We start from the raw sequence: 16,321 nt of genomic DNA on the forward strand, positions 1-16,321 counted from the left end.
CCGTCTCACCGTCGATGCCCCTTCGAAGCGGCGGAGCGCTTCCGACTGGAAGTCGCGACTACAGGAACCGAATACGCTCGCTTCTAGGTGGCGACTTTCGTCTCCAGATCCGGACCGACGAACAGGTCGGTCACCCGCTGGGTCGCGGCCGTCGTCTCCGCGGTGTTTTCGAGCAGCACCGTCTCGCTGGGGAACAGCCGCTCGCCCAGTTCCAGTCCGTACTCGTGGGCCGTCGACCCCGTCACCGTCAGGTACACGCCCAGGCCAGCCTCCGCGATAGCCGCCTCCTCGACGGCCCTCTCTTCGGGATAGGTGAACTCCACGTTCTCGATGGCGTCGGTCCCCAGAACGGCCTCGACGAGGCGCTCGTATCGGGGCGAGATACACATCTTTCCTTCGTAGGCACCCACGAACGACCGGTCGAGATCAGCGTCGAGTTGTCGGCGGGTCTCCGGTGTCGCGAGCAGGGTGTGCCAGACGGTGTCGCCGAGCCCGGAGACGATCCGAACGTCGGTGTCGTGGGGGTCGATCCGGTCGTTGACTTCGTCAAGCCCCGTCAGGGGTTCGGGATCGAGGCTGACCACCTCTTCGAGGACGAGGTCAGCGCTGTCGAACCCGAGCGCGAACTCGTGGGTTCGGAGCGCGCGGAACGGTTCCTCGCGGCCGACGAGCTGGAGATCGTACCCGTCGAGATCGAGGGTGAGGCTGTCGAAGACGATCCGACGGGGCATTCCGGCACGGTCGTCGCGCAGGAGTGTGTACTCCGGGGCCGTCGGGTCGTCGGTGTCCGAGTAGGCCGCCAGTCGGTCGTACACGTCCCGCTCGGCGGTCTGGTTGTCCTTGGTGATCGCTTTCTCGTACTGGAGCGTCGAGATGACGTCGTCGGCGAGGTCGGTCGTGCCCGTCCGGGCCGCGAGCCGTTCGAGGACGGCCTCCAGCGGCCGTCCCTTGCGTGGGACGGCAACGCGGACAGTAGTCATTATCGAACAGGTCGCGAGCCGAGAGTAAAACGCGTCCGGTTTCTAGTCGTCGGCTGCGCCCAGCACGTTGCTGAGCTGTTCGCGCCACTCTTTGAGTTCCACGATGTCTGCCTCGATGTCGTCGACGCGGTCGTCGACCTCGTCGATGTCGTCCAGTTCGTCCTCGAGATCGTCGATGGAGCCCTGGATGGCGTCGATATCGTCGTCGACGTCTTTCACGTCGCCTTTCAGTGACTGGAGATCACCCTGGATGCCCTCGACGCTGTCTTCGAGCGAGGCGACCTGCTGGCTGTTGTCCTCGATGTCGTCTTCCAGCCCCCCGAGCTGGTCTTCGAGGGTCGCCACGTCGTCCTGCAGGCCCTCGATGAGATCCTGTCCGGTCCCGTTCTCTTCGAGGAACTCCTCGAGCGCGTCGACGTACGCGTCGAGTTCCGTCACGTCACTCTGGAGTTTCTCGATGCGAGCCTCGACGGCACCGCCGGTCCCGCCGCCGCTCTCGATTTCGAGTTCGGAACGGAGGACTTCGAGATCGTCGTCGTCGACCTCGCCTTCCTCGATTTCCGTGGCGAGCGCCGACGCCACGCTCTCGACGTCAAGTGAACCACCGGTGTCGGACTCGACCTCTGTGGCCTCCTCGGCGTCTTCAGTTTCCGCCTCGGTGTCGGCTTCCTGTTCTTCGGCCTCCGTCTCGTCTACCTCCTCGGCCTCGTCCTCGTCGTCGGTGTCTTCGGCTTCCGTCTCGTCTTCCTCCTCGGTCTCGTCCTCGTCGTCGCCCTCGTCGACGAGATCGACCGCCTCGGGATCAGCCTCGGCCTCCTCCGCGTTGGGATCGGTGAGGTCCAGCGTGCCGATGTCCTCGTCCTCCTCTTCGTCGTCGAGGCCAGGGACCGAGTCCGCGTTCCCGGAGATCACGTCACGCACGACATCGCTGCCGCTTCCCCCGACGACACCGTCTTCGTCCTCCAGTGGCGGGTCGACCTCGGCAATCTCGGGTTCGGTGAGGAACTGTTCGACGTTGTCCGTCCCCGTGGCCCGGATGCCGTAGACCGTCGTGTACTGCTCTTCGGCTTCGATCTCTCGCTCGAAGGTGATCTCGTCGTCTTCGATCGTCCAGTACTCACTCCCGTACTCCGGATGGAACCCCAGGTCCTCCACAGCGACGTTTTCGGGCACGTCGTCGACGAGTCTGACCGTCACCGCTTCGGTCCTGTCCGAGTTGATCCGAAACGCAATCGCGGGGACAGGAAACGCGTCGGCCTCGAACGTCTTGATCACGGTAACCCCGTTCGAGGTGACGGTCACCTCCTCGTAATTTTGCGATTCGCTCATGCTTACACTTCGAGTAACCAACGGTATTAAAGCTACGTACCGTTTCTCCCCGCGTGGTAGGGACTCACAACCGCGTTCCGCCGTCGCCCGTCGCCCCGCAGTAACGACCGGTTACAGGTCCGTTCGGTCGCCGATCTCTGTGATTTCGAGCCGGCGGGGGAACTCGTGGCTTCGGACGTGGTCGTGCAGTGCCGTCGGGTCCGCAGTCAGTCCCTTCCACATATCCCAGTGGGTCGGGCAGAGCCGGTCTAACTGGAGCTGGCGGGCGGCCTCGCTGATCTCGTTCTCGTCGCTGTACCACTTCGTGTACTTCGGCTCTCGGGTCTCCTTGTCGGGAATCTGGCCGTCCGACCCGAACGCGAGGACGCCGAGGTCGATGTCGTAGGTCTCGCCGATGGCCTCGAAGGACTCGCCGGGCCGGGCGTCGCCGCCGTGGAAGAAGGTCCCGGCGTCGTGTTCGAAGACGTAGGACACGGGGTGAGTGGCGTCGGGGTCGTTTGCCGGTTCGACGTGTACGCGGAGGCTCCCGATCTCGAAGGTGTCGCCGTCGCTCACCTCGTGAAACTGTGTGTCGTCGACGGCCCACTCGTCGGTCCAGCCCTCCGACTCGGCGACGGCCAGCGAGTCGTCGGGCCCCACGTAGTCGGCCCCGGTTTCGGCGAGGATCGGTGCCTGACTCGGGCCGTGCACGTGGTCGGAGTGTTCGTGCGTGGCGAGGACGGCGTCGGCCTCACGCACGTCGGTCGGGTCGAACGGCACCGGGATCATTCGAACTGTCCGGGGCGGATCGCCCGTGCCGAGATACGGGTCGATAAAGAGCGTGGTCCCGTCGTCGGCCTTCAGGACGAAGCCGTTACAGCCGAGATACCAGATCGCCAGTCCGTCGGGATCCGCGTCGGCGACGGCCGCGGGCAACCAGTCGCCCCAGTCGCTGTGAACCATGACCGTGGATCCGCCGGGCCGCCCAAAGAGAATTTCGACACGGGCGACGCTCGGCGCCCTGGCGTCGGCGAGAAAACGAACGGCGTCGTGAGCCTCAGTCTTCGCAACAGCCGCCGGCCTTCTGGCCGAAGTCGATCCGGAGGGGGTCCGAGATGGTCTCGTTGATCTCCTGGAGGTGGAGTTCGAGTTCGTTCTGTGCCTGCAGGAACTCGGCCATCACGGGGATGTCGTGGAGCGCTTCCTGTTTGGACTGCAGTTCGCGGAGGTCTTCCTGGGTCGCATCACCGGTCTGGCGGGCGAGCATGAACTCCTCGCGGAACTGCTCGAACTCCTGAATTTTCTCCTGAGCGTCCTCGTCGTTCTCGACGGCCTCTTTGGCCTCCTCGAATCGCTGGTAGGCCGGGAGATCGGCGATCGCCTCGCCGAGGTCGCGGCTGAGCTGGTCGACTGTCGACTGGGCGGACTCGCCGGATTCCGTTTCGATGCTCATCGCCGTGGCCTATGTCCTTCAGCGGTTTCAACCTGCCGAACCGTTCGGACCAGCGGCTTGCGGAGGTGCCTGTGGGACACGACGGTACCAGCACACCCGTCGGTGTCTCTAGTATCAGTATCGATATTTTGAAAGTTACTGCTTTAGTCCGGTAACGAAATCGTTGCGAAAGAGGGTATCTCTATGGCTACTGTCGTCTCTTCGCGCGCCGTCGTTGGCATTTTATTGTTGATTCTGGGACTCACCTACGTCGCGACCGGGAGTGCAGTCGCCAGCCCCGTCGACGGCGGGTCGAACGTGACCACCGTGGCCGGACCGACGGTCACGACGACCACCGAGCGAGTGGGCGGGTCCGGGATACTTCGATACGAACTGACGCTCACGGGTTTGTCCGAGTACGAGCGTGTCAAACTCGTCGTCGGGCGTGACTCGACGGTCGTCGCGGCCGACGGGATGACGACCACTCAGCGTGACGGTCGGACCTGGTTGCAGGTGGCCGGCGATGGTGACGATGCGAGCGTTCGCATCCGGACGACGACCGCGGCGGCCGAAGGGCCCAGCGATGGGGGCGAGTACTTCGCGACCGAGTCGTGGCTGCTGGGTCGAGTGCCGCTGGTCGAACTCCGCTGGACCGCGCCCGGAGAGGGCGTCGAGCGCCGTCGGCTGTTCGACGACCTTCGGGGTACCTCCGAGGATGAGACGGCCGGAGACCGGTACGCGCTGGTCGGTGCCCAGCGTCGCACGACCGTCGCCGCGGTCGACGGGACCATCCGGATCGTCAGCCCCGCCGGAACGGAGTTCGGGCCGGGCGAGGACGCCCTCGCTTCGGCCCTCGGTGACGCCGCCGACCGACTGGACGTAGGTGACCGCGGCGACGAGGTGGTGCTGTTCGCGCTGGGGAGTCCGGCCAGGCGTGGCGGCGAGTCGTTCCCGGTCCACGACGAGGGGTGGGTCAACGCCGACGCGCGGCTCGACGACCCCAACAGCGTCTGGCTCCACGAGTACGTCCACACGCGTCAGGACTTCCGGCTTGCCGCGGATATGCGGTGGTTCCGGGAAGCCAGCGCCGAGTACTACGCCGCACGGCTGGCCTACGAACAGGACCGGATCGACAGGGCCGCGATGGAAGCCCACATCGACGGGGCCCCGACGACGGCCGCGCTGACCAAACCAGGCTCCTGGGACGACCCGACGGTCCCGTACACGAAGGGCGCGCGCGTTCTCGCACTGGTCGATCGAAAGGTCAGGCTCTCGACCGACGGCGCGCGCTCGCTGGAGGACGTGTTCCGGCGGTTGAACGAACATGACGGGGCAGTTACATACGCGGATTTCAAAGACGCCGTCGCCGCCGTCGCCGACCACCGGATGGACGGCTGGCTCGACCGCTACGTCGACGGGACCGCACCGGTTTCGAGTTTCTATCCGGGCGGTCCCAAACGGCAAGGGGTGCTCGCGCCACTCGTGCAGGCGGTCGACGAAATGGGTACAGGCGCGGTGTTTCTCGTGGTGTCGGTTTTCCTGAGCGGAATCTGCTCGGTGCCGCTGTATCGGTACCTCGACCGGATCGAACGGGACGGCCGGGACGAGCGACCGGGGCGGCCGGTTTGAATCCTGGCTAGCGACCACGGGGTCCGAAAGCGTCGGCGTTTTACGCGCCCGGCAGTTACGGAGGTGCAATGAGCCAGGATTCGTCGGAGAGCTACTCCGAGGGGGATCTCCGGGGGACAGGAATGTCCCTGAAACACGACCGTGAGTGGGACTACGAACTCGACCGGATCACCGAGGCCGTCGCCGAGCGCGACGCCGAGACCGTCGGGTTGCAGTTCCCCGAGGGGCTGAAGCGGCGCGCCAGCGCCGTCACCGACGACCTCCGGGCGGAACTCCCCGAGGACGTGACCGTCATGACCTCGGGCCAGCCCTGCTACGGGGCCTGCGATCTGGACACCTACATGATGCGCCGGACGGACGTGTTCGTCCACTTCGGCCACAGCCCGATGAAGGAGTCCGAGAAGATCATCTACGTGCCACTCTTCTCGAACGTCGAGGTCACGCCGATCATGGCCGAGTCGCTGGACGAACTGGCCGATCCGGACGAGGACCCCGACGTGGGCCTGGTGACGACGGCCCAGCACATGAACAAGTTCGAGGAGATGCGCGAGTGGCTCGAAGACCGCGACTACGAGGTCCACACCCGCCGCGGGGACGACCGCCTGACCCACGAGGGCCAGGTGCTGGGCTGTAACTACGCCAGCGCGGACGTGGACGCCGACCAGATCCTCTACGTCGGCGGCGGGAAGTTCCACCCGCTCGGGCTGGCGATGGAACACCCCGACAAACACGTCGTCATCGCGGACCCGGTCAACAACGCCATCACCGTCGCCGATCCCGAGAAGTTCCTGAAACAACGTTACGCCGCGGTCCACAAGGCGATGGACGCCGAGGAGTGGGGCGTCATCTTCTGCACCAAGATCGGCCAGGGTCGCTGGGACCAGGCCGAGGAGATCGTCGAGGAGAACGACAACGCCTACCTCATCACGATGGACGAGGTGACGCCCGACCGGCTGACGAACTTCGGGTTCGACGCCTACGTCAACACTGGCTGTCCGCGGATCACGACCGACGACGGCCCGCAGTTCAAGAAGCCGATGCTCACGCCCGGCGAGTACGAGATCGCCATCGGCGAAAAACCGCTCGACGAACTCTCCTTCGACACCTTCCACGGGACCTGGTGAGGTGCGCACGGTCGACGAGGCATTCGGTACCGATACTGCAACAACCCGACCGCCACGGATCACCGTCGTGTGTCGAAACTGCAAGCATTCGACAGGGAGGCAGTGACCGACCCGCAGAATGTCATTCAACCCCCTGGGTTCTGTTTTCGAACGTGTCACGCTCGCCACTCGTCACGGTCGGAATCGTCGTGTCCGTCGCCTTCGGCGTTGCGGTGGTCCTGACGGCCGGGACCGCCCTCGTGGCCGCGGCCGGTCACATCGCCGGCGACATCGCTCTCGATTCCGGTCCGCCAGCCGACCCGTCAGATGACTTCGCCGACACCGGGAACACGTCCGTGCCCGGGCTCTCCGCCAACGGAACCGCCAACATCTCCACGGTCCTCGAATCACATCGCAGTGCCCTCTCGAACCGCGGCTACGTCGCGGTGACAAACGCGACCCAGCGGGCGGACGGGTCGGTAGTGTCTGCACGAAACCGGACGTTCCGGGCGACACCGAATGGGTCACACTTCCTCGTCGTCGAGCGGGGGACCGACGATCAGGGGGCGACCAGCGGGGCGACCGTCTGGGCCAACGATAGCTACCGGTTCACCCGGCAGGCGACCGCCGAGACCGAACAGTACGCTGTCACCGGGCGTGTCCCGGGCACGCCGATCCCGCCGACGACGGAGTCGTTCGCCGCGGCTTTCAGTCGCGCCGACGGCGAGTTCGTGGTCACGGACTCGGAGACGGTCGACGGCCACCGGGTCGTCACCTTCGCGGCACCGCTCGAACGATCCGCCGACCGGAACGGGAATCCGGGGACGTTGACTCTCCTGGTCGACGACCAGGGTGTCGTCTGGAACGCGACCGCGACCCGACCCACCGCCGACGGGACCGAGCGGGTGACCTACCGGCTCGTCGACCTCGGCGTCGAGAGCGTGCCCGAGCCCGACTGGCTGTCGGAAGCCCGGGACGAAGCGACGACACCCGGGCCAGGGCCCGGCGGCCCGTAGCGCTGCCCGCTCAGAACGCGTCGTCGAGGTCGGCGGCGACACTCTCGATGGCCTCGTCGGCGGCATCGACGACGCCAACCATGCTGGCGAAGCCGTGGATCATGTCCTCGTAGTGGTCGTGGGTCACGTCGACGCCCTCGGCTTCGAGGCGGTCGGCGTAGACGCGCCCCTCGTCCCGGAGCGGATCGAACTCGGCGGTGAGGACCGTCGCGGACGGGACGCCCGAGAGGTCGTCGGCGAGCAGCGGCGCGAAGTACTCGTTGCGCAGGTGGATCTCGTCTTGCACGTACTGCTCGACGAACCACTCCATGCTCTCGGTTTCGAGGAAGTAGCCCTCGGCGTTCTCCGCGTAGGAGTCGAAGTCCGCGTCGAGGACGGGTGAGCTCACGGCCGGGTAGATCAGCACCTGGTGGGCGAGGTCGGGGCCGCCCCGGTCCTGAACCGCGAGCGTGGTCGCGGCCGAGAGGTTCGCGCCGGCGGAGTCGCCGCCGACCGCGATCCGGTCGGTGTCCACGTCGATGTGGTCGCCGTGTTCGGCCACCCACTCGACGGCCGCGTAGGCGTCCTCGACGGCCGCGGGGAAGGGATTCTCGGGTGCGAGCCGGTAATCGATCGACAGCACCGCGCAGTCGGCGGCGTTGGTGAGCGACCGGCACAGGGCGTCGTGTGTCTCCAGGCTCCCGATGACGAACCCGCCGCCGTGGAAGTACACGAGTACGGGATGAGGGCCGTCGCCGTCGGGCTGGTAGAGGCGGACCGGGAGCGCCCCGCCAGGCCCCTGAATCTCGAAGTTCTCGACGTTGGCCACGTCCTCCCCGTCACCCCGCATGGCGGCCATCGCTTCCAGTTGATTGCGAGCCTCCCCGACCGACACCGCGTACGTCGGCGGCACCGGCTGGTCCTCGATCATCTGCAACACGGCCTGTACCTGCGGATGTGGTTGGTCTGCCATACCGTGCCCACGGAACGCGACACTGTTAATCCTATCCCACGATGAACTTACGACGTAAACCTAGACGGTGGCTCCGTCCGCCACTGTTTCTACACGGACCGAATAGGAATTATTACCACTCATACACCAAACTTTTTCAATGAATACAGCGTATCTCAGAGTAGCGATGAGCACAGGTGTCCGCCGGGCTGGCTGTCGGGGTGAGCCGGTATGAGTACGAAAAGCGGGCTCGCACAGCGGTTGGCGATCGTCGCCGGGTTCGAGAACCCGTCGGCGTCGCTGGAGCAGTATCGGACGCCGCCGGAGTTGGCGGCCCATCTGGTTCACAGGGCCGACCTGCAGGGCGACATCGAGGACCGGACCGTCGTCGACCTCGGGTGTGGGACCGGGATGCTGGCGCTGGGGGCCGCACTAAGGGGGCCGACGCGAGTCGTCGGGATCGACGTGGACCCTGCACCGCTCGCGACGGCGACGGAGAACGAGCGGAAAGTCGCCTCCGCGTCGGCCGTCGACTGGCTCCGGGCGGACGCCACGCGGGCCCCGCTCTGCCCCGACGGACCGACGACGGTCGTGATGAACCCGCCGTTCGGCGCACAGGCCGGCAACGAACACGCCGACCGCGCCTTCCTCGAAACGGCCGCTGACATCGCCGACGTGTCCTACTCGATCCACAACGAGAACAGCGACGCGTTCGTCGAGGCCTTCGCCGCGGACGAGGGCGGCGAGGTCACCCACGCGTTCCGGGCCACCTTCGAGTTGCCCAACCAGTTCGATCACCACACCGAAGACGCCCGCACCATCGACGCGGAAGTGTTCCGTATCGAGTGGCGCTAGCCCCGGCCCGCGATCCGGACTCGCGTGTCGTTCGTGAACGCGAACAGGCTTCCGGACGCCGTCCGGTTGAACCGCAATCCGCCCGCGGAGACGTTCGTTCCCACGCTCGGTACCCGTGTCTCGCCGAGGGTCTCGTTGCTGGTGACGACCGCGAGTTCGAACTGTCGGTCGGCAGGTGCGAGGACGATCCGCCGACCCGCGATCCGTGGCTCTACCGTCGAGGGGTTCGAGGTGAACGCCAGGCGGCGCGTGTCATCGTGGGAGAGCGAGACCGTGTAGACCGAATCGTTACCGACCGGATTCCAGGCTGTGCGGTTCGCCACGACCCGCTCGTACCGGCCGGGGCTCCCGAGAACCATCGTCACTGAACCTCTGGCCGCGAGTTCGCGCTTGCCGACGGTCGTGTAGAATATCTCGCGGGACTCGCTCGTGACGACGACGCCGCTCGTGTTGATCCGACCGCCATCGCCGAAGGGCCCGACGGCGAACGAGGAGGCGTACTCGTCGGTGATCCCCTCGGCGTACGTGACCTCGTACCCGTCGACGCTGATCTCGCCGTCGACGCCGTCGTCGAGGACGAACAACCCAGTCCAGACGGCCGTCAGGGAGAACGCGACGACGATGGCCCCGAGGACGATCCCGGCGAGTTCCCTGGTTCGCAGGTCCGCGGTGATCGACCGCTCGGTCAGCGGGAGGGCGATGCTCGACAGCAACATTCGGTCCCCGTATTCGCCGATGCCGCTCGCCACCAGCGCGGCGAGCAGGAAGATCACGGCGACCCCGACGGCCCGATAGAGGACGAAACGACCGCCCGCGACTGGCGTGTACAGCTGCCAGAGCCCCTGTAAAACGGCGAATATCAGGACCGCCAGCCACAGACGGGCCGGGCTGGGCAACCGATCCCGGCGTACAGCCAGATATCCACCGAGCGCGATCCCGACGAGAAAGCCGTAGAGATGTCCCTGGATCGCGATGTTGGCCCAGCCCGGCGTGACGAACACTTCCCGGGCCTGTGAGACGGTGAACGGGTCGGTCGCTGCCCGAACCGCGAGGTCGACGATTCGCGCGCCGAGAAAGACGAGGATCGACGTGATCGGGTACGAGACGAGCGCGAACCCGGCGATGGCGAACACGACACCGGAGAAGCCGATCGTCGGGCCGAAGGAGAACACGCCCGAGATCAGTCCGACCGCGATGGCGGTCGCCGGGACCGCGAGGATACGGACGAACGGATTGTCCCGGAGTCTCGCGAACGATTGACTGCCCCGTTGCCGGGGGAAGTGTCCCCACGCGTACTCGGCCACGGGCATGAACGTCAGCGTCCCGACCAGATTCGAGGAGACGTGGTCGAGCCCGGAGTGAGCGAACGGCGACGTGACGATCCCGAGCGGGTAGAAGTACGACCAGCTGACGAAGGGGATCATCAGCGGCTTCCGCGGGTGTTCGTACCCGGCCTGGACGACGAGATAGAACGCGGCCACGGCGGCGACCGTCAGCAGCGTGCCCCACGGGATACCGAGGACGAACCGCCGCCGGAGCGTGTGCGCCCAGCGCCCCTGCGGGCGCTCGAACCGGAGTGTGATACCCAGCGAGACCAGCACGGACACCAGTACCACGGCGGCCCAGAGCCACCACGGAATCGACCGCAACAACCCGATCTGTAACACGCCGGCTCCCATACCCGGTGGCTCGGCCGCGGCTCCATTCAACCTACCGGACCCGTCAGAATCGCGGCAGGTTCGTCAACTCGCCCTCGGGGACGTTCTCGTCCTCGAAGGCCTCGCGCGCGATCGATCGCTTGTGGACCTCGTCGGCCCCGTCGATGATGCGGAACGCTCGCACCGACTCGTAGAAGTCCGCCAGCGGGAGGTGTCGGGAGATACCGGCGCCGCCACAGGCCTGCAGCGCCAGGTCGATGGTCTCCTGGACGACGTTTGCGGTGTAGTACTTGCTCATGGCGACCTCGATGCGTGCCTGCTCGCCGCGGGCGATCTTCTCGGCGGCGTGGCGCACCATCGTCCGCGCCGCGTGGAGCTGGGTCTCCTGCTCGGCGATGGCGAATCGCTGGGCCTGCTTCTCACTCAACTGGTCGCCGAACGCTGCCCGCTCCTGCATATACTCCTTGGCGATGCCCAGCGCTCGCTCGGCCATACCCGAAAAGCGCATACAGTGGGTCAGCCGGGCCGGCCCCAGTCGTTCCTGGGAGATGGCGAAGCCCTCGTTCTCCGGGCCGAGCAGGTTCTCTTCCGGGACGCGCACGTCGTCGTAGCGGATCTCGGCGTGGCTCTCGTGGACCACGGACGGCCCGAGGTGGGGCGTCGGCTCGACGATCTCGACCCCGTCGGCGTCGACGGGAACGAGGATGATCGACGTGCCCGAGTAGGGATGGGCGTCCATGTCGGTCCGAGCCATCACGAGCAAGAGATCGGCCTCGTCGCCCTGTGTCGTCCACCACTTGTGGCCGTTGATGACCCACTCGTCGCCGTCTTTCTCGGCCGTGGTCTGCATCATCTTCGGGTCCGAACCCGCGCCCTGCATCGGCTCGGTCATCGAGAAACCCGAATTGATCTCGCCGGCGACGAGCGGCTTCAGCCACTCTTCTTGCTGTTCGTCGCTCCCGAACATCTCCAGGGTGTGCATATTCCCCTCGTCGGGCGCGTCGACGCGCATCGCGGCCTGTCCGAGCAGGCTCTTGCCCGCCTCCTCGAACAGTGGCAACACGTCCCGGAAGTCGTACCCGCCGCCGCCGAACTCCTCGTCGATCTGGGGACAGTAGATCCCTCGCTCCTGAGCGATCTCGCGCAGGTCCTCGATCTCCGCGTGGGGCACCGGCCCGTCGCCGAGGTACTCGCGCTCGACCGGAATCACCTCGTTCTGGACGAACTCGTGGGCTTTCTCCCGCAACTCGGCGGCCGTGTCGGAATCCTCGTATTCGACTACCATACCACACCTTACGAACACAACATTGTAAAACATCCCCCACCCGTGACAGCACGACGCACGGACGCCCACCCCGAATACTCCTCTCGCTGGCGGTAGGTCCGCCCGGCAACCCCCACTTATTCATACGTGGACCGCAATCGGGCTAACAATGTTAGCAGACACTGGTATCGCGTCCGGGGTGACAGTCCTGTGACCGACGACAGCGAGGCGTACTTCGACCGCATCGTCGACGAGGAAAAACTGGCCGACTACCTCGAAGGCGAACTCGGCCCCGTCGAGGAGTACGACGTGGCCCACCACCAGGAGGGCCACTCCAACGAGACGCTGTTCGTCACCTGGGGCGAGCAGGAACTGGTCATCCGGCGGCCGCCGCCGGGCGAGACCGCCGACAAGGCCCACGACGTGCTCCGCGAGTACAAAGTGGTCGACGCGTTGCAAGACACCGACGTTCGCGTGCCGAGGACGGTCGCGGCGACCGACGACCACGACATCATCGGGTCGGACTTCTACGTGATGGAGCGCGAGGAGGGGACCGTCCTGCGATCCGAGGAGCCCGAGCGGTTCCGGAACCCCGAGGCGCGCCGGCAGATCGGCGCGGAACTGGTCGACCGACTGGCCGAGATCCACGCGGTCGATTACGAAGCTGTGGGCCTCGCCGAGTTCGGCTACCCCGAAGGGTTCGCCCAGCGACAGGTGAAACGCTGGAGCGAGCAGTTCGAGTGGGCTTTCCAGGTCACGACCGAGGAACGGGAGGTCCCGGTCGTCCACGACGTGATGGAGTGGCTGAAGGACAACGCCCCCGAGGACCACCCGGAGACGCTCGTCCACGGCGACTACAAGCTCGACAACGTGATGTACGCGCCCGCGGCCGACCCCGAGATCGCGAGCATCTTCGACTGGGAGATGTCCACGCTGGGCGACCCACTCACCGATCTGGGGTGGATGCTGTCGTACTGGTGGGACGCGAAAGACCCCGACCCGCCCGAGTCGACGGACACCCTGTCGACGACGTTCATGGCGAATCCGGACTACATGACCCGGCAGGAACTGGTCGAACGCTACGAGGACGCGACCGGCTTCGAGTTCGAACACGAGCGATTCTACCGGGCGCTTGCGGTCTACAAGCTCGCCGCGCTGGGCGAGATGTTCTTCCGACGGTTCCTGGAGGGCAACAGCGACGACCCGATGTACCCGAAGATGCGCGAGGGCGTCCCCGCGCTGGCCGACCGCGCCCAGCGGATCATCGACGGCGAGGAACCGCTGTAGTCACGGCCGCCCGTTCTCCCGACCCTCACTCCAGCGCGAGGAGCGCGTACTCATCGGACTCGACTTCCGCCACGACGTACAGCGTCCCGTCGTCGATGACCGGCCCGGGACCGACGCGACCGGCGAACTCCCGCTCGAACCTGAGCGCCGGCCCGCCGTCGGGGCTGTCGCCGGGCGTCGGGTCGAACGCGCGGAGTCGGTCGCCGCCGACGAACACGGTATCCCGGCCGAACGCCGGCGCGGTGTGTCGCCAGTCGCCGATCTCGGCTTCCCAGTGGCGGTCGCCCGATGCCGCGTCGACGGCGTGGAGGCGGTTGCCGCCGGCCGCCAGGACCAGATCGTCGACGACGGCGAGTCCGCGCTCCGCCCAGCCGGTGTCGGCTTCCCACTGGACGTCGTTCCCGTCGTTCTGTTCGCCAAACAGCGCGTAGGTCCTCCCGTCCCGACAGGGGACGTAGATCGAGTCGGTCCCTGCGCTCGGCGGCGCAGTATGCGGGGCCGGTAACTGCCACCGCCACCCGCCGACGCCCTCGTCGTCGAAGAGATAGACCATCCCGGCCTCCGTCGCGACCACGCTCCAGTAGCCCTCGAAGAACGCCGCGTGGTCGAGGACCTGCCCGAACACGTCGCGGTGCCACTGCACGTCGCCGGACGCGGGGTCGAGCGAGAGAACGCGCTCGCCGGCCCCACAGACGAGCGCGTCCCCGGCGTAGGTCGCTGGTTGTGTCACTCGGCCCGACGTGTCCGGCCGGTGTTCCCAGAGCCGATCCCCCGTCTCGGCATCGAGCGCGCGGACCGCATCCCCCGTCGTGACGTAGGCCACGCCTTCCCGGACCAGCGGCACGGCGTCGACCTCAGGAGCGGTCCACAGCGTCGTCCCGTCCGTCGCGTCCAGTACGCGCAACTCGGCGGGATCGAGCAGGAACACGCGACCGCCGGCGACGACCGGTGCGCGGTACGCGGTCTGTGCCACCGACACCCGCCAGCGCTCGGACACGCCGTCGACCGGCGCGTCCCCGTCCCCGACTTCACGGGTATTCGCGGCGTTACACCCGAAGCTCGACCACTCACCGTTCGCTCCGGCGATGTGATCGTCGGGGTCGGGCATCTCGGCCACACCCGATTCCGGCGGTTCGTCGGGGTCCGGTGAACCGAGGATCGTCGAGCAACCCGCGACCGAAGCGGCACCGGCCACGGAACTGGACAGGAGGGCACGACGTGTCGTGTCCATCGTATCGAGTGGTCGAAACGCGAGTGACAAAAAGTCACTGTGCCGACGGGAGTGTCGTGGCCGCTCAGTCCGGTCGTTCGATCCGGAACCGGTCGTCGGTACTCGCGTAGTAGTTGCCCGCCAGCCGACCGACCGCGTCGATCTTGCGCACGTCGACTTTCCCGTCGGTGGTCACCGCGTCGTCCACGTGGACCAGGACGATCTCACCGAGGATCATCGTCCCGACACCCACGTCGACCACGTCGTACAGTTCACACTCGAAGGCGACGTCGGCCTCGGCCACCCGCGGCGGTGTGACCTTCTCGCTCTCGACGCGCTCCAGGCCGGTGTGATCGAACTCGCTTTCCTCGGGGGGCAGCATCGCGCTGGTCTCGTTCATCGACTCGGTCAGCGGTCGGGTGACGACGTTGTGGACGAACTCGCCGGTGTCGACGACGTTGCGGGCGGAGTCTTTCAGTTCGTCGGGGCCCTTGTCGGCGGGCGAGAACATCACCACCGGCGGGTCGACGCTGACGACGTTGAAGTAGCTGTACGGGGCGAGGTTGTCGACGCCGTCCTCGCTCGTCGTCGAGATCCAGCCGATGGGCCGGGGAACGACTGCGCCCGTCATCGTGCGATACAGCGACCGGTCGTGCGTGTCGGGATCGATCTGCATGATCGGGTGGGTGGAACGTGCGAGTGAAGGGGGCGACCCCCTCTAAACCTGCCTGTTCAGAACAGTCCGACGCCGACGGCGTAGGGCCACTCGACGCCGCCCAGCGCGAGGAAGACGAGCGCGCCGCCCAGCATGGCGGTGTTTTTGAGGAAGCTGTTCATCTCGCTCTGTTTCTCCTCGCCGCTGGCGGCCCAGAAGTCGTGCATCACGGGCGTCGTGACCAGCAAGAACAGCGCGATGGCCCCCGCCCCGAGGACAGGATAGACCCCGAGAGCGACGGCGAGCCCGCCGGAAAGCAACATCCCGGCGGTGATCGGTACCAACAGTCCGGCCGCGGGGACGCCCTTCGCATCGGCGTAGGGCACCATCGCGTCGAGGTTCAGGAGCTGGTTCAGCCCCGTAAACGCCAGGATCGCACCGAACAGGACGCGCCCGAGCAGGAACGCGACGCCGGCACCCCCGGTATCGAACACCATCAGATCAGCACCTCCGCAGCCGCAGGCAGTTCCGTTTCGATATCCAGTTTCACGATGATATCTGCTTTCATCACGATATCTGGTTACAATGCGAACCTATATATTCGTTCCCGGACACGAGGGATAGTAGGTGACATCGATGACAGCCGAAGACAATCCCGGCGCCTGCCCGATCGTGCGGTCGATCGAGCAGATCGGGTCACAGTGGCGGCTGGTGGTCCTGCACGACCTCCGGGAGGAGGAAAAGCGGTTCAACGAACTCAAGCGGTCGACCGGCGCGAGTTCGCGGACGCTCTCGCGGGTGCTGGACGACCTGCAGGAGATGGGCTTTGTCTCCCGGCGGCTCGAAGAGGACGCGCCGGTCGCGACCTATTACACGCTGACCGACAAGGGTGCATCGCTGTGTCCCGTCTTCGACGAGATCGAGACCTGGGCCGACGAGTGGCTCGCGCCCGAAGTCGAGGGCGAGGCCGAACCGGCGACCGCGGACTAACTC

The 16,321-nt window shown here is 66.3% G+C and carries 16 protein-coding genes; 6 read left to right on the top strand and 10 right to left on the bottom strand.

Annotated elements, in window-relative coordinates; all coding sequences use genetic code 11:
* Positions 1-83: 83 nt before the first annotated feature.
* The 4 genes from BMX17_RS07895 to BMX17_RS07910 form a co-directional block, all read right to left on the bottom strand.
* Positions 84-980, bottom strand: a complete 897-nt coding sequence (locus tag BMX17_RS07895; protein WP_092658938.1) for a phosphoribosyltransferase HisG-related protein — start codon at positions 978-980, stop codon at positions 84-86.
* 42 nt (positions 981-1,022) lie between these two features.
* Complete coding sequence (locus BMX17_RS07900) at positions 1,023-2,309, bottom strand: hypothetical protein (protein ID WP_092658939.1); 1,287 nt, start codon at positions 2,307-2,309, stop codon at positions 1,023-1,025.
* Between the two features lie 111 nt (positions 2,310-2,420).
* Entirely contained in the window at positions 2,421-3,251 is an 831-nt protein-coding gene (locus BMX17_RS07905) for an MBL fold metallo-hydrolase (protein WP_092658940.1), read from the bottom strand.
* A gap of 94 nt (positions 3,252-3,345) precedes the next feature.
* Complete coding sequence (locus BMX17_RS07910; protein ID WP_092658941.1) at positions 3,346-3,741, bottom strand: YlbF/YmcA family competence regulator; 396 nt, start codon at positions 3,739-3,741, stop codon at positions 3,346-3,348.
* Between the two features lie 183 nt (positions 3,742-3,924).
* Here BMX17_RS07910 and BMX17_RS07915 point away from each other — a divergent pair, with 183 nt between their 5' ends.
* The 3 genes from BMX17_RS07915 to BMX17_RS07925 all read left to right on the top strand — a co-directional run bounded on the left by BMX17_RS07915 (position 3,925) and on the right by BMX17_RS07925 (position 7,468).
* Positions 3,925-5,349, top strand: coding sequence for a hypothetical protein (locus tag BMX17_RS07915; protein ID WP_211611304.1), 1,425 nt, complete (start codon positions 3,925-3,927; stop codon positions 5,347-5,349).
* A 68-nt stretch (positions 5,350-5,417) separates the two neighbouring features.
* Positions 5,418-6,473 (top strand): diphthamide biosynthesis enzyme Dph2, encoded by a 1,056-nt coding sequence (dph2, locus tag BMX17_RS07920; protein WP_092658943.1) that lies wholly within the window; start codon positions 5,418-5,420, stop codon positions 6,471-6,473.
* A 152-nt stretch (positions 6,474-6,625) separates the two neighbouring features.
* Positions 6,626-7,468 (top strand): hypothetical protein, encoded by an 843-nt coding sequence (locus BMX17_RS07925; protein WP_092658944.1) that lies wholly within the window; start codon positions 6,626-6,628, stop codon positions 7,466-7,468.
* A gap of 10 nt (positions 7,469-7,478) precedes the next feature.
* Here BMX17_RS07925 and BMX17_RS07930 read toward each other — a convergent pair whose 3' ends face one another.
* Positions 7,479-8,420 (bottom strand): alpha/beta hydrolase, encoded by a 942-nt coding sequence (locus tag BMX17_RS07930; protein WP_092658945.1) that lies wholly within the window; start codon positions 8,418-8,420, stop codon positions 7,479-7,481.
* Positions 8,421-8,630: 210 nt separating this feature from the next.
* Here BMX17_RS07930 and BMX17_RS07935 point away from each other — a divergent pair, with 210 nt between their 5' ends.
* Complete coding sequence (locus tag BMX17_RS07935) at positions 8,631-9,254, top strand: METTL5 family protein (RefSeq protein ID WP_092658946.1); 624 nt, start codon at positions 8,631-8,633, stop codon at positions 9,252-9,254.
* Here the strand turns inward: BMX17_RS07935 and BMX17_RS07940 are convergent.
* The gene (locus tag BMX17_RS07940) at positions 9,251-10,933 is read right to left on the bottom strand and encodes a rhomboid family intramembrane serine protease (protein WP_092658947.1); all 1,683 of its coding nucleotides are present in this window, start codon (positions 10,931-10,933) and stop codon (positions 9,251-9,253) included. The two genes, BMX17_RS07935 and BMX17_RS07940, sit on opposite strands and share 4 nt — an antisense overlap.
* A 43-nt stretch (positions 10,934-10,976) precedes the next feature.
* A complete protein-coding gene (locus BMX17_RS07945) occupies positions 10,977-12,197 on the bottom strand; it encodes an acyl-CoA dehydrogenase family protein (RefSeq protein ID WP_092658948.1) in 1,221 nt (406 codons plus the stop codon).
* A gap of 189 nt (positions 12,198-12,386) precedes the next feature.
* On the opposite strand from BMX17_RS07945, the gene BMX17_RS07950 reads away from it, so the two are divergent.
* The gene (locus tag BMX17_RS07950) at positions 12,387-13,463 is read left to right on the top strand and encodes a phosphotransferase family protein (protein ID WP_092658949.1); all 1,077 of its coding nucleotides are present in this window, start codon (positions 12,387-12,389) and stop codon (positions 13,461-13,463) included.
* Between the two features lie 25 nt (positions 13,464-13,488).
* Here the strand turns inward: BMX17_RS07950 and BMX17_RS07955 are convergent, their stop codons facing one another.
* From BMX17_RS07955 to BMX17_RS07965, 3 genes are all read right to left on the bottom strand, one after another.
* Positions 13,489-14,694: an outer membrane protein assembly factor BamB family protein gene (locus BMX17_RS07955; RefSeq protein WP_092658950.1), complete on the bottom strand. Its 1,206-nt coding sequence runs from the start codon at positions 14,692-14,694 to the stop codon at positions 13,489-13,491.
* Between the two features lie 64 nt (positions 14,695-14,758).
* Positions 14,759-15,349: a flavin reductase family protein gene (locus BMX17_RS07960; RefSeq protein ID WP_170845361.1), complete on the bottom strand. Its 591-nt coding sequence runs from the start codon at positions 15,347-15,349 to the stop codon at positions 14,759-14,761.
* Between the two features lie 56 nt (positions 15,350-15,405).
* A complete protein-coding gene (locus tag BMX17_RS07965; RefSeq protein WP_092658952.1) occupies positions 15,406-15,825 on the bottom strand; it encodes a DoxX family protein in 420 nt (139 codons plus the stop codon).
* A 139-nt stretch (positions 15,826-15,964) separates the two neighbouring features.
* Between BMX17_RS07965 and BMX17_RS07970 the strand changes: the two genes are divergently transcribed.
* The gene (locus BMX17_RS07970) at positions 15,965-16,318 is read left to right on the top strand and encodes a winged helix-turn-helix transcriptional regulator (protein WP_092658953.1); all 354 of its coding nucleotides are present in this window, start codon (positions 15,965-15,967) and stop codon (positions 16,316-16,318) included.
* The last annotated feature ends 3 nt before the right edge of the window (positions 16,319-16,321 follow it).

It is taken from the genome of Halorientalis persicus, from assembly GCF_900110215.1.
Taxonomy (GTDB): domain Archaea; phylum Halobacteriota; class Halobacteria; order Halobacteriales; family Haloarculaceae; genus Halorientalis; species Halorientalis persica.